Annotated in this window: 16 protein-coding genes; 3 read left to right on the forward strand and 13 right to left on the reverse strand. The window is 78.2% G+C overall.

The annotated features are described in order from the left end of the window. Positions 1–35: 35 nt before the first annotated feature. The 3 genes from FKM96_RS08605 to FKM96_RS08615 form a co-directional block, all read right to left on the reverse strand. On the reverse strand, positions 36–392 hold the full coding sequence (locus tag FKM96_RS08605) for a TraR/DksA C4-type zinc finger protein (RefSeq protein WP_147794882.1): 357 nt from the start codon (positions 390–392) through the stop codon (positions 36–38). A gap of 70 nt (positions 393–462) precedes the next feature. Then, a complete protein-coding gene (locus tag FKM96_RS21460; RefSeq protein WP_246855271.1) occupies positions 463–1,413 on the reverse strand; it encodes an SHOCT domain-containing protein in 951 nt (316 codons plus the stop codon). 37 nt (positions 1,414–1,450) lie between these two features. Next, positions 1,451–2,257: a hypothetical protein gene (locus FKM96_RS08615; RefSeq protein WP_210417397.1), complete on the reverse strand. Its 807-nt coding sequence runs from the start codon at positions 2,255–2,257 to the stop codon at positions 1,451–1,453. Between the two features lie 202 nt (positions 2,258–2,459). On the opposite strand from FKM96_RS08615, the gene FKM96_RS08620 reads away from it, so the two are divergent. Beyond that, positions 2,460–3,617 carry a pyridoxal phosphate-dependent aminotransferase gene (locus tag FKM96_RS08620; protein WP_210417398.1) on the forward strand — a complete coding sequence of 386 codons (1,158 nt, stop codon included), beginning with the start codon at positions 2,460–2,462 and terminating at the stop codon, positions 3,615–3,617. Positions 3,618–3,640: 23 nt separating this feature from the next. Here FKM96_RS08620 and FKM96_RS08625 read toward each other — a convergent pair whose 3' ends face one another. After that, complete coding sequence (locus FKM96_RS08625; protein ID WP_147794883.1) at positions 3,641–4,165, reverse strand: O-acetyl-ADP-ribose deacetylase; 525 nt, start codon at positions 4,163–4,165, stop codon at positions 3,641–3,643. A gap of 94 nt (positions 4,166–4,259) precedes the next feature. Between FKM96_RS08625 and FKM96_RS08630 the strand changes: the two genes are divergently transcribed. Both FKM96_RS08630 and FKM96_RS08635 read left to right on the forward strand, forming a co-directional pair. Further along, entirely contained in the window at positions 4,260–4,484 is a 225-nt protein-coding gene (locus tag FKM96_RS08630) for a hypothetical protein (RefSeq protein ID WP_147794884.1), read from the forward strand. Positions 4,485–4,552: 68 nt separating this feature from the next. Next, on the forward strand, positions 4,553–5,035 hold the full coding sequence (locus FKM96_RS08635) for a GNAT family N-acetyltransferase (protein ID WP_147794885.1): 483 nt from the start codon (positions 4,553–4,555) through the stop codon (positions 5,033–5,035). Positions 5,036–5,204: 169 nt separating this feature from the next. Here FKM96_RS08635 and dtd read toward each other — a convergent pair whose 3' ends face one another. From dtd to FKM96_RS21465, 9 genes are all read right to left on the reverse strand, one after another. Further along, a complete protein-coding gene (dtd, locus tag FKM96_RS08640) occupies positions 5,205–5,642 on the reverse strand; it encodes a D-aminoacyl-tRNA deacylase (protein WP_147794886.1) in 438 nt (145 codons plus the stop codon). Then, a complete protein-coding gene (locus FKM96_RS08645) occupies positions 5,639–6,652 on the reverse strand; it encodes an asparaginase (RefSeq protein ID WP_147797007.1) in 1,014 nt (337 codons plus the stop codon). Before FKM96_RS08645 ends, dtd begins: the two co-directional genes overlap by 4 nt. A 98-nt stretch (positions 6,653–6,750) precedes the next feature. Then, the gene (locus tag FKM96_RS08650) at positions 6,751–7,098 is read right to left on the reverse strand and encodes a DUF2516 family protein (protein ID WP_308160943.1); all 348 of its coding nucleotides are present in this window, start codon (positions 7,096–7,098) and stop codon (positions 6,751–6,753) included. A gap of 64 nt (positions 7,099–7,162) precedes the next feature. Beyond that, positions 7,163–8,284, reverse strand: coding sequence for an aromatic acid exporter family protein (locus FKM96_RS08655; protein ID WP_147794887.1), 1,122 nt, complete (start codon positions 8,282–8,284; stop codon positions 7,163–7,165). Between the two features lie 7 nt (positions 8,285–8,291). Further along, positions 8,292–9,464 carry a folate-binding protein YgfZ gene (locus tag FKM96_RS08660; protein WP_147794888.1) on the reverse strand — a complete coding sequence of 391 codons (1,173 nt, stop codon included), beginning with the start codon at positions 9,462–9,464 and terminating at the stop codon, positions 8,292–8,294. Between the two features lies 1 nt (position 9,465). Continuing rightward, a complete protein-coding gene (locus FKM96_RS08665; protein ID WP_147794889.1) occupies positions 9,466–10,059 on the reverse strand; it encodes an FABP family protein in 594 nt (197 codons plus the stop codon). Between the two features lie 166 nt (positions 10,060–10,225). Further along, a complete protein-coding gene (locus FKM96_RS08670) occupies positions 10,226–10,720 on the reverse strand; it encodes a DUF4395 domain-containing protein (protein WP_147794890.1) in 495 nt (164 codons plus the stop codon). A 72-nt stretch (positions 10,721–10,792) separates the two neighbouring features. Continuing rightward, positions 10,793–11,233, reverse strand: coding sequence for a thioredoxin family protein (locus FKM96_RS08675; protein ID WP_147794891.1), 441 nt, complete (start codon positions 11,231–11,233; stop codon positions 10,793–10,795). A 51-nt stretch (positions 11,234–11,284) separates the two neighbouring features. Then, positions 11,285–11,752 (reverse strand): hypothetical protein, encoded by a 468-nt coding sequence (locus FKM96_RS21465; RefSeq protein ID WP_147794892.1) that lies wholly within the window; start codon positions 11,750–11,752, stop codon positions 11,285–11,287. Positions 11,753–11,887 lie beyond the last annotated feature (135 nt).

Here is an 11,887-nt window from a genome sequence, read left to right on the forward strand (position 1 = left end):
ATGCGGCCCATCCTCGCGCACGCCCGACGGGGCGGTCAGCGCCCCGCGCAGCCCACGCAGGTCCGCGCGGTCGGCACGGCACGCAGCCGCTCGACGGGGATCGGCCGGTGGCACCGCGTGCACGTCCCGTACGTGCCCGCGGCGAGCCGGTGCTCCGCCTCGTCGATCTCCCGCAGCCGGTCGCGCTGGTCGTGCGTCAGGGCGTCGAGCAGCCGGCGCTCGTAGGCGATCGTCGACCCCTCGGGGTCGTGCTCGTCGTCGGCGACCGACTCCCGGGAGGCGGCGACGACCGCGTCGCGCTCGGCGTCGGTGCCGGCGAGCCGCGCCAGGGCCTCCCGCCGCCGCTCCGCGAGGAGCGCGGTGACCTCGGTGGGGTCCAGCGTCTGCGCCATGGGACCAGTATCCGCCCGGACGGCGCGACGCGGCAGGTCGACCTGTGCGCCCCCGCGCGCGGGACCCGGGTCAGCCCGCGAGGACGCGCGCCTTCGCGGCGGCGTACTCCTCCTCCGACAGCGCCCCCGAGGCCCGCAGCGCCTGCAGCCGCTCCAGCGCGTCGACGACCGAGCCGGCGCCGCGCGCGCCCGCCGAGGACGACGCGCCCGGCCGGCCCGAGCCCGAGGGACCCGGCGTCCCGGTCCGCCCCGGACCCGCGGGCCCGCCGCCCGGGAAGTCGTCCTCCGGCAGCGGCACGAGCACCCGGACCGCCTGCTCCCGGGCGGCGCGGCCGGCAGCGGTGAGCGGCGGCGACGGCACCACGACCACGAGCCGCTCGGCGTCGTCCGGCCGCTCGGGGTCGTAGTAGGCGCGCGGCGGGTGCCGGAACGCCTCCCGCGGCACCCGGGTGCGCACCGCGTGCCGGACGCCGCGGGCGTCGTCGAAGTGCACCGTCGCCCCGACCACCGGGCCGGTCCCGCTCTCGTAGTCCCGTACCCGCGCCCAGGTGCCGGTGCGCCCGCCGAGCCGCGCGAGCAGCCCGGCGCCCCGCAGCACCCGCACCCCGCCCCACAGGGCGGCGACCAGCCCGAGCGCGAGCACCAGCGCTGCGATCAGGACGTTCCGGCGCACCGCCTGCTCCGTGGTCAGCCCGTCGGTCACGGCCGCCGACCAGCCCGCGAGCAGCGCCCCGGCGCCGAGCACGACCGCGAGCCCCGGCGTCGCCCGCCGGGTGAGCGGCACGGCGGCGGCCCCGGCCGCGAGCAGCGCCAGCCCGCCCAGCACCGGCGCGGCCCCCGCGAAGTCGTCCGTCGCGCACGTGCCCGCGAAGCACTCCCAGCGCACGAGCGTCGCGTCGTGCGCCCCGAGCCGCAGCAGCCACCACGCCACCACGCCGAGCGCGACGGCGGCGAGCGCCGTGCCGGCGGTGCGGGCGGCGGACCGGGACAGGACGGACGTGGGGTCGGGCGCGGGTGTCACGACCCCATCCTGCCAACGCCGCGGGTCCGGGCGCAGGTCAGGGCGCCGACGACCGGACGACGCCCGGACGCAGCGGTGTCACCCGTCGACGCAGGTCGCGCGGCCGCGGCCGTCGGTCGAGCACCACGGGGACGGCCGAGGTGGCCAGGAGGAGCCCTCGGAGGTCCCGGTCGATCATGGCGGCGAGGCGCAGCAGGTCGCCGAACCCCTCGGCCGCGGTTCGCCGGCGCTCGCGGCCATCGGGGCCGCGCTGCCCCGGGAGGGGGTGTCCGGCGATGAGTGGCTCGTGGTGCGCCACGCGGTTGCGCAGCGCGTTGACCCGGGTGACGACCTGGTGCGCGTAGGTAAGGCCCCAGCGTTCCCCGTCCGCACGCGCGGTCGCGCGACCGCCGGGGAACGCGCGGTCCAGAACCCCTCGCCACAGGACCAGGTCGTAGTCGCACCGCACCCGCCGAGGATCGCGACCCGTGTACGCCCCGCGGTCGAGCAGCCCGGCCCAGAACCCGAAGGTGCACTGCGCCACGACCCGGCCCGGGAGCTTCGGTCCTACGACGCGACCGTGGGCCTCGGCGAGCTGCGCCGCGGTCCGGTCGTCGAGCGGGACCTCGACCCGCTCGTACCAGCGCTCGCCCCACCGCTCCGCCAGCCGGTCGTTCATCGTGTTCCGGAGCGCGATCTCCAGGAGCGCGATGTCGGCGAAGAACGCCACGGCGAGCTCCCGGTCCCAGAGGTACCGCGCTCGGGCGAGGTCGGCGTCACCGCCCGACACGCGCACGTAGGTGCCCATCCGGGTCGCGGACACGGAACGGTCCAGGGCGTCGCGCTGCGCGCGGGAGAGGGGCATCGGTGCGCCTCCGGGAAGGGGTAGCCTGGACGGGCAATCCCCGGCGTACGCCTCTGTCGAACTCGAGTCGGCACGCAGCCGGGGTTTTTCTCTGCCCCAGCCTGGGGGCCGCTCGGACCGCGCAGCGGGACGTTCGCCCCACCCGGCCACCGCACGGACGACGGACACGGCGCCGACACATCGCGGGGCTAGCCTGCACCCCGTGCCCGAGATCGCCCCCCACGCCCGCGCCGTCCCCGCCTCCGGCATCCGCCGGATCACCGAGCTCGCGTGGTCGCTGCCGGGGGCCGTGGTGCTGAGCGTCGGCGAGCCCGACCTCCCGACCGCGCCGCACGTGCTGGAGGCGGCACGCGAGGCGCTGGCCCGCGACGACACCCGGTACACGCCCAACGGCGGCATCGCCCCGCTTCGGGACGCGGTCGCGGCCTGGCTGGACCCGGAGCACTCCCTGCCCGTCCGCCGCGACAACGTGTGGATCACGGCAGGTGGTGCGCAGGCGCTGCACCTCGGGCTCAGCCTGACGGTCGGCGCGGGCGACGGCGTGCTGGTCCCGGACCCCGGCTACCCGCCGTTCTCGATGGCGACCCGGCTGCTGCAGGCCGAGGCGCAGCCCTACGCGCTGCGGCCGGAGGACGGCTTCCTCCCCGACCCCGCCGCGGTCGAGGCGGCGATCACCGACCGCACCCGGGTGCTGCTGCTGAACTCGCCGTCGAACCCGCTCGGTACGAGCCTGCCCGCGGACCTGGTCGCGGAGCTGGTCGACGTCGCCCGGCGGCACGACCTGTGGGTGCTGTCCGACGAGTGCTACGCCGCCTTCACCTACGACGCGCCGCACGTGCCCGCCGCGCGGTTCGACACCGACGGCCGGGTGCTGACACTGCACACGTTCTCGAAGACGCACGCGATGACCGGGTTCCGCGTCGGGGTGCTGGTGGTGCCGGACCGGATGGCGCCGCTGATGCCGACGCTGCAGGAGTCGATCGTGTCGTGCGTGAACACCCCGGCGCAGTACGCGGCGCTCGCCGCGCTGACCGGCCCGCAGGACGCCGTCGAGGACGCGCGGCGCACCTACCGGGAGCACCGGGACCTCGCGACGGCGATCCTCGACGAGCGCGGCATCCCCTGGCTGCCCGCCGCCGGCGGGATCTACCTGTGGGCGGACGTCGCGCACGCGACCGGCGGCGACGTGGCGGCCTGGGCGGAGGACCTGGTGCGGACGGCGGGGGTCGCGGTGGCCCCGGGCTCGGCGTTCGGCGCCGCGGGCGAGGGCTGGGTGCGGATCTCGCTCACCGCGAGCGCCGAGGACCTGCGCGCGGGGCTGTCCCGGCTGCCGGCACGGACGGCGGTCGCCGCGGGCTGACGCGCGGCCGGGACGCGCGGCGGTCAGTGCTCCGCGAGCGCGTCCTCGAACGCGGCGAGCACGCCGGGCGAGAACAGCACGAACCGCACCAGGTCGAGGCCGTCCGGGTGCGCGGCGGCCCACCCCCGCGCGGCGGCGACCGCCACCTGGGCGACGGTCACCGGGGCCCAGCCGTAGACGCCCGCGCTCACCGCGGGCACCGCCACGGTGCGCGTCCCGACCTCCGCCGCGACGTCGAGCGAACGCGTGAACGCCGAGCGCAGCAGCGCGGGGTCGGTCTCACCGGCGTGGGCGTTCGGCCCCACGGTGTGCACCACCCAGCGCGCCCGCAGCCGGCCCGCGCCCGTCGCCACGGCGTCCCCGACCGGCAGCCCGCCGGGCAGGGACGTGCGGCGCAGCTCGCGGCACTCGGCGAGCAGCTCCGGCCCGGCGGCCGCGTGGATCGCCCCGTCGACTCCCCCGCCGCCGAGCAGGGAGGAGTTGGCCGCGTTGACGACCGCGTCGACGTCCTGGTCGGTGATGTCCCCGGGGACCGCCTCGATGCGCATGACCCCATCGTGGCGCGGACCTGCGGCGCTCGTCCTGCGGGCGCGACCGCCCCGGCCTACGGTGGCTCCACCTGCGAGCCCCCGGGAGGACACCGTGACCGAGCCGATCCCCACCGAGCCGACCCCGGCCGGCCCCGACGGCACCGAGCCCGTCCCGGTGCAGCACGACGGCCGCGAGGACGTGCCGCTGCTGGAGGACGACGAGACGATCCCCCCGCGCCCCGAGGAGGACGTCGCCGACGTCGCCCGCGCCGTGCCGGACCCCTCCGGGCACGGCGTCCCGGAGGTCGGCGCCGACGAGGCGCGCCTGCACCCCTGACGCGTTCACCCGGGGACGCGCCGTGCGCCCCGGGCGACGAGCCGCGAGCCGTGCGGCATGCTGTCGGCGTGCAGATCAGGCGCGTGCAGGAGGACGACTGGCGGTCGGTCCGGGACGTGCGCCTGCGCGCCCTGCGGGAGGACCCCGACGTGTTCGGGTCGTCGCTGGCACGCGAGGAGCTGTTCGCCGAGCCGCACTGGCGCATGCGGCTGCGCAGCGCGTCGACCTGGGTGGTCGACGAGGAGGGCACCCCGCGCGGGCTCGTCGGGATGATCCAGGAGCCGGGGTCGCCGACGTCGGACCGGCACGTGGTGCAGCTGTGGGTCGCCCCCGAGGCGCGCCGCCGCGGCATGGCGTGGGCGCTGCTCGACGCCGTGAAGGACGCGGCGCGGGCTGAGGGCGCCGAGACGGTGTCGCTGTGGGTCGTCGACGGGAACCACGCGGCGGGCGACCTGTTCGTCCGCGCCGGCTTCGTCCGGACCGGCGAGCGCCACGCCCAGACCCGCGACTCGTCACGGGTCGAGGAGCGCCTGGTCCTCCGCCTCCCCTGACGCCGCGCCGGCGCGCCCGCGCCCCGCGCCCCGCGCCCCGCGCCCCGCGCCCCGCGCCCCGCGAGTGCCTACCGGACACGTCGAGTGCCTACCCAGCGGATAGGCACTCGACGTGTCGGTTGTGCAGTCGGCGGGGCCGCGGCCCTCGGCACGGAGCCCCGCCCCGCCCTCAGGCCTCCGGGGCCGACTCCAGGAGCAGCGTCACCGGGCCGTCGTTCACCAGCTCGACCGCCATGTCGGCCCCGAACACCCCCGTCGCGACCGTGAGCCCCCGCGCCCGCAGATCCGCCACCACCGCATCGACCAGCGGCTCCGCCACCGGGCCGGGCGCCGCCGCGTTCCACGTGGGCCGCCGGCCCTTGCGCGCGTCGCCGTAGAGCGTGAACTGGCTGACGACCAGCACCGGCGCGCCGGCCTCGGCCACCGACCGCTCGCCGCGCAGGACCCGCAGGTCCGCGACCTTGCGCGCGACGTACTCGACCTGCGCGGGCCCGTCGCCGGGGGTCACGCCGACCAGCACGACCAGCCCCTCGCCCTCGAACGCGCCGACGACCGCACCGTCCACCGTGACCGAGGCCCGGGTGGCGCGCTGGACGACCGCCCTCACGCGACCGCCTCGGGCGCGGCCGCCGCGAACGCCGGCACGACGGAGCCCACCGGCTCGCCGTGCCCGAGGACCGGGACGTCCCCGAGCGCGTCGAGCGCCGCCAGGTCGACCCCCGGCACCCCGGCGGCTCCCGCGACCCGCAGCGCCGCCGCGAGCACGGCCGGCCGCGGCCGCCCGCCGCCGTCGGCGACCTTGAACGCCACCGCGGACCCGTCCGGCAGCGCCGCCGCGTAGACACCGTCGGCGCCGTCCTTGGCGACCAGCCCGGGCACCGCGCGCATGGCCCGGGTCACGTCCCGCTCCGCGCCCCCGACGAGCTCGGGGTGCTCGGCCATCGCCAGCGCCACCCGGGCGAGCGGCGTGCCGGGGTCGGCGACCGGCGCGACCGCGATGCGGGCGAACGCCCGCGCGAGCCCGGTCAGCGTCGTCGAGAACAGCGGCGCACCGCAGCCGTCGACGGTCACGTGCCAGGCCTGCTCGCCGGTGAGCTCCTCGACCGCCGCGCGGCACGCGACCTGCACGGGGTGCTCGGGCTCCCGGTACTCCGCGGGCTCCCAGCCGGGCTCCCCGGCGTGCGCGACGCAGGTCGCCAGCATCGCGGCGTGCTTGCCGGAGCAGTTCTGCGCGACCGGCTCCCTGCCGTGCCCCTCGGTGCGCCACGCGAACGCCGCCTCGGCGTCCAGCGGGAAGTCGGGGGTGTTGTCGAGCGCCGCCTCGTCGAGGCCCGCGCCGAGCAGGGTCTCGCGCACGACCCGCAGGTGCTCCGGGGTGCCGTCGTGGCTGGCGCAGGCGAGGGCGAGGTGCGGCCCGTCGAGGTCGAGGCCGGCGCGGAGCATGCCGACGGCCTGCAGCGGCTTGAGCGACGACCGGGCGAGCACGGTGACCTCCGGGTCGCCCAGGGCCAGCCGGACGGAGCCGTCCGGCGCGAGCACGACCAGGTGCCCGAGGTGCACCGACTCGACGAGGTCCCCGCGCACCACGCGGGCCAGCGGGACCGCGGCCGAGGCCACGTCGCCCGCCCCCTCGGCGTGCCGCGCGACGACCGCGGCGGCCGCGCCGTGCAGCCGCTCGGGCAGGTCCGGGCCGCCCTGCCGGATGCCGGGCACGCTCACCACCCGCCGCGGGTCGGGCCCTGGCCGCCACCGCCGCCGCGACGGCGGGAGTGCGGCGCGACGGCCGGGCGCACGTCGACCAGGTAGACGATCGCGGCGACGGCGCTCAGCAGCGCGAGGAACGTCGGGAAGGCCCCGAGCCCGAGCGGCGGCGGCACCGAGAAGAACGCCACCGCGGTCGCGATGCCCAGGATGATCGACCAGATCTGCTTGGTCTGCTTGCCCGCCGCGACGTACGCGGACGCGGGGCGGCGCAGCGCGTCGACGAGCGCCCAGACCGCGAGCACGAGGATGACGAGGGTGAACAGGAGGAACAGCAGCACCTGCACGTTGCCGAAGATCACGGGGCGAGCCTACGGTGCGCCGGCCGCCGCGCGCCCGGCGGGGTCGGCCCCCGCCCCGGGCACGTCAGATCTCCGGCAGCGCCTCGCGCGCGGTGCGGGAGTCGACGCCCGCCGCCTCCAGCAGGTCGACCACGAGCGACCGGACGAGCAGCAGCAGGCTCTGCGCCTGCAGGTCGTCGGGCGTCAGCGTGAACGGGTCGAGCTCGCCCGCCAAGCGCAGCAGGTCCTCCCGCGCGCGCAGCGGCTCCGCCCCCGCGCCGAGCGCCGCGGCCAGGGCGTCGGCGGCGAGCGCCACCCGGTCCACGGCGTCCGCGACCGGCCCGAGGTCGCGCGCCCGGTCCGCCTGCACCGACGCGAGCGCGCGCCGGGCCAGCACCCGGGAGTTGCGCACGGCGCGGTCGACCCGGACCGCGGACTGGCCGATCCACGCGAGCTCCGTGCGGTGCCGGCGCGCCGCGGGCGAGACCCGCGCCAGGTCCCGGGCGGAGCCGGCGGCGTCCTGCCACTCGTCGAGCGCGGGCTGCGAGGCCCGGCCCCGGATGAGCGCGTCCTCGACGTCGTGCTCCGACGGCCCGCGCATCCCGCGGGCGAGCAGCCGCAGCATCCCGGCCAGCTCCTCCACCGCGGCCCGCCCCTGGGCCCGGGGTCGCCGCCGCGGGTCGCTCGGCGTGAGCGCGGCGACGGCGAGCGCGACCAGGCCGCCGACGAGCGCGTCGGTCCACCGTCCGACCGGCCCGCCCGACGCGCTGACCGCGGGCAGCCCGACGATGACGATCGACTGCACGCCCGCCTGGGTCGTGAGCATCGGCCCGCGGTCGAGGAACCGGGCGATCAGCGCGGCGACCAGCAGCACGAACGCCACCTGCCACGCGCCGGTGCCGATGACGTGCACCACGAGGTCGCCCAGCCCGACGCCGATCGCGACGCCCACCGCGAGCTCGGCGACCCGGCGCAGGTCGCGGTCGGCGGTGAACCCGAGCGCGATCCACGCGCTCACCGGCGCGAAGAACGGGGCGCTGTGCCCGAGCACGGCGGAGCCGATCCAGTAGGCGACGCCCGCGGCGAGCACCGCCTGCAGGATCGGCACGAACGCCGTCCGGACGCGGGCGCGGCCCTGCCGCACGCGCGCGGCGACCTGGACCCGGACCGCCGAGGGCCCCTGGTCGGGCCGCGCCGCGCCCGTCACCGCGGGGTCACAGCATCGGGTGGCCGCCGAGGCCGCGGGTCAGCGGCCCCCGCGCGGCCGGGCGGTCGACGGACACGCCGTCGCCCGGGACCACGATCTCCTGCCCGGCGGTCAGCACGCCGCCGTCGGCCTCGACCACGACCTCGACGTCCACCGGCACCGAGCGCTTCACCACCGCGAGCGCGACCGGGCCGAGCTCGTGGTGCCGCGCGACCGTCGTGACGACGCCGACCTCGCGGCCGGGCTCGCCCGTGCTGAGCAGGTCGCCGAGGTCGCGCACGACCGCGCCGGCCTCGGGCAGCACGTGGCCCGACCCGTCGAGGTGCAGCATCACCAGGCGGCGCGGGGGCCGACCGAGGTTGTGCACCCGGGCGATGGTCTCCTGGCCGCGGTAGCAGCCCTTGTGCAGGTGCACGGCGGTGCGCAGCCAGTCGAGCTCGTGCGGGATCGTCCGGTGGTCGACCTCGCGGCCGGCGCGGGGGCGCCAGGCCTCGACGCGCACGGCCTCGCTGGCCCAGGTGCCGACGAGCGGCCAGCCCGCTGCCTCGCGCGCCCGCACGGCGTCGGCCAGGCCGGCGCGCGGGACCAGCACGAGCCGCCACGCGCGGTCGGCGCCGGGGTGCTCGTCGTCGGGCAGGCCGTACCGGGTGCCGCCGGGCAGGGTCCGCGGCCACGGGTCGCGCCAGGTGACCGGCTCTCCTTCGGCGCCCTCGGCGTCCACCGGCTCGCCGATCGCGGCCCAGTTGTCGGTCACGTCCGCGACCTCGACGCGCAGCATGAACCGCATCCGGTCCAGCCACGTCGCCAGCGCGGGCGCGGTCTCGCTGATCAGCCAGGTGGCCTCGCCGTCGTCCACGACCGCGGCGGCGTGCTCGACGTGGCCCTGCGGGCTGAGCACGAGCGTCTCCGTCGAGGTCCGCGGCGGAAGCGCGGCGAGCTCCTGGGAGGTGATCGAGTTCAGCCAGGACAGCCGGTCCGGCCCGGTGACCCGGACGACCCCGAGGTGCGACTGGTCCACGACCGCGCCGCCGCGGGTCAGCGCGCGCTGCTCCGCGGTCGGGTCGCCGTAGTGCCAGGCCACGCCGGCGTCGGGGCCGGACGCGGCGACGGCGCCGTGCCGGTCGAGCAGCGGGCTGCGGTGCCGGGGCTCCGCCGGTGCGGCCGCGACGTCGTCGGACACGTCAGTCCGTCACGCGGCTGAGCCGCGCGGAGGCGTACGACTGCAGCTCGTGCCCGAACGCGGCGAGGTCGTGCGCCCACATGAGCTCGCCGTTCACCAGGCCGTACAGGCGCTTGCCCGCCGACACCTCGGCGCCGGACGCGGTGCGCGCGATGACGTCGCTGACCAGGTCGATGCGCCCGTTGCCGGTCGCGCCGACGTACACCGCGACGTGCCCGGACGGGTCGGCCAGGAGCAGCTCGACCGGCGACAGCGCCGACCCCATGCCCTCGGGCCGCTCCGGCGGGATGCGCCAGTAGCCGCTCTCGGTGCTCCAGACCGCGCCCTCGCCGTCGGCATCGGCCGGAGCGGTCGCCTCGGTCGGGGTGCCGTCGGCTTCGGCGATGGCCGAGGCGTCGTCCGGCACGACGACGAGCCGGATGGTGGACGTGTAGGACAGGTACGGGCCGCCGTCGTGGTCGATCACCACGTCCTGGGTGAACGCCGTCTCCTCGATCCCCGGGTACCCCACGACGCCTTCGCCGTGCCACCGCCCCACGAGCCAGGCGAGCGGGTACATCTCCGGGGCGAGGCCCTCGGGCAGCGTGAACGCCATGGAAGCCCTTCTTGTCAGCGCTGTCCCTTGAACAGCCGGTAGACGACGAAGCCGGAGAACCACCCGATGGTGAGCGTCGCGGCGACGAGCAGACCGATGAACACGATCTCGAGTGCGTGCATCTGCCGATCCTAACGACGACGCGGCCCCGTGCCTTCCCGACGCCTCAGGACCGGGCGTGCCGCACCCGGACGCCCAGCAGGTAGAGCTCGCAGCCGAGGCACAGGCCGAACGCCGCGTTGAGCACCGCGGCGACGAGCGCCGGCGCCGCCGCGACCACCACCGCGCCCGGGACGCCCAGCAGCGCGAGCAGGACGCCCGCCCCGGTGATGACCAGGCCGACCAGCTGCGCGAACCGCGGCGGCCGCGGGTCCTCGAGCTCGGCGGGCGGGGCGAGCCGCGGACGCACGAGGCCCCGGTAGACCAGCCCCTGGACGGACCCCTGGGCCCCGCGGACGGCGCCGACGGCGAACAGCGCGGCGACGACGGCCAGCGCGACCGTGGCGGCGGCGCCGGGGAGCAGCAGGACGACCACGAGCAGGGCGGCGGTCAGGGCGGCGCCGACGCGCGGTCCGCGGGGGTCGATGCCGGCCCGGGCGTCGGGCGCGGGTCCGCGGGCGGCGGCGGGTGCGGGCTGCGGCGTGCGGGGGGACGCGGGCACGGCGGTCTCCAGGGGGGTGAGGCGGCTGGGGTGGTCGAGCCGGGGCCGGGCGGGTGCCGGCCGGGACGCCGGTCAGGCGGCGGCCGGACAGCGGTCGAGCGCGCCGAGCGCCTCGACGGCCTGCTCCCGGGTCGTCGCGCCGGACAGCCGGCCGCGCACGGCGCCGGCGCCGTCCAGCACCAGCACCGTGGGCGTGCGCAGCACGTCGAACCTCCGGACCAGGTCCAGGCGCGCCTCGGCGGCGACCTCGACGTGGGCGAGCCCGGTCCGCTCCCCCGCGAGGGCGCCCAGCACGGCGGCGGTGCTGCGGCAGGGCGCGCACGCCTCGGACGAGAGCTGCAGGAACGTGGCGGCGGACCCGAGCGGCGCGCCGAGGTCGGCGGCGGTCAGCCGGTCGGCGACCCCGGCACCGCCGCGGGCCGCCACGAAGCGCCCGTTCCGCGAGCGCCACAGCAGACCGACGACGACGGCGGCCCCGAGCACGCCGAGGACCAGCAGGACGCGCAGGCCCATGCCCACCCCCCGGGGTCGCGGCGCGGGCGCGCCCGGCGGGCGGCCCGGTCGTCAGCCGACGAGCACGCGGCCGACGACGTAGACCAGGATGCCGGTGACGGCGACGGGCAGCACAGCGACCGCCCACCCGGCGAGACGATGTTCCAGGGCGGGCAGCCGGTCGAACAGCGCGTCGCCCGCGGCGACCAGGACGCCGATCGCCGCCCCGAGCAGCGCCCCCGACAGCAGCCCGACGGTGGGCAGCGCGGCACCCGCGACCAGCCCGCCCGCGACGGCGGCGCCGAGCGTCGCGCCGGCGCCCGCCCAGCCGCGCAGGGGCAGCGCGGTGACGGCCGACCCGACGGCGAGGGCGACCGCACCGGTCACCACGACGGCGTCGCCCGCCGCCGTGCGCTCGGCGGCGAGCCAGCCGGCCGCGCACACGGGCACCAGCGCGCCGGCGACGGTCCCGGCGACCGACTCGACCAGCCGCTCGCGCCCGTCCCGCCGCGCGAGCTCCGCCACGAACGCGGCGAGCACCGCGCCGGCCGAACACCGCGGGCACGTCGCCCAGCAGCGGCTCGGACGTCGTGACGTGCACGACCACGACGGCCGCGACCCCCGCGAGCCCGATCACGACCCCGCTCCCGACGCGCGCGGGCAGCCCGGCGACAC

It is taken from the genome of Cellulomonas sp. Y8 (assembly GCF_008033115.1).
GTDB lineage: Bacteria > Actinomycetota > Actinomycetes > Actinomycetales > Cellulomonadaceae > Cellulomonas.

Coding starts and splice junctions, on each gene's coding strand:
- FKM96_RS08675 (WP_147794891.1), bottom strand. CDS start 11,233: ATGGGCCTGCGCGTCCTGCTGGTCCTCGGCGTGCTCGGGGCCGCCGTC.
- FKM96_RS08665 (WP_147794889.1), bottom strand. CDS start 10,059: ATGGCGTTCACGCTGCCCGAGGGCCTCGCCCCGGAGATGTACCCGCTC.
- FKM96_RS08615 (WP_210417397.1), bottom strand. CDS start 2,257: ATGCCCCTCTCCCGCGCGCAGCGCGACGCCCTGGACCGTTCCGTGTCC.
- FKM96_RS08605 (WP_147794882.1), bottom strand. CDS start 392: ATGGCGCAGACGCTGGACCCCACCGAGGTCACCGCGCTCCTCGCGGAG.
- FKM96_RS08625 (WP_147794883.1), bottom strand. CDS start 4,165: ATGCGCATCGAGGCGGTCCCCGGGGACATCACCGACCAGGACGTCGAC.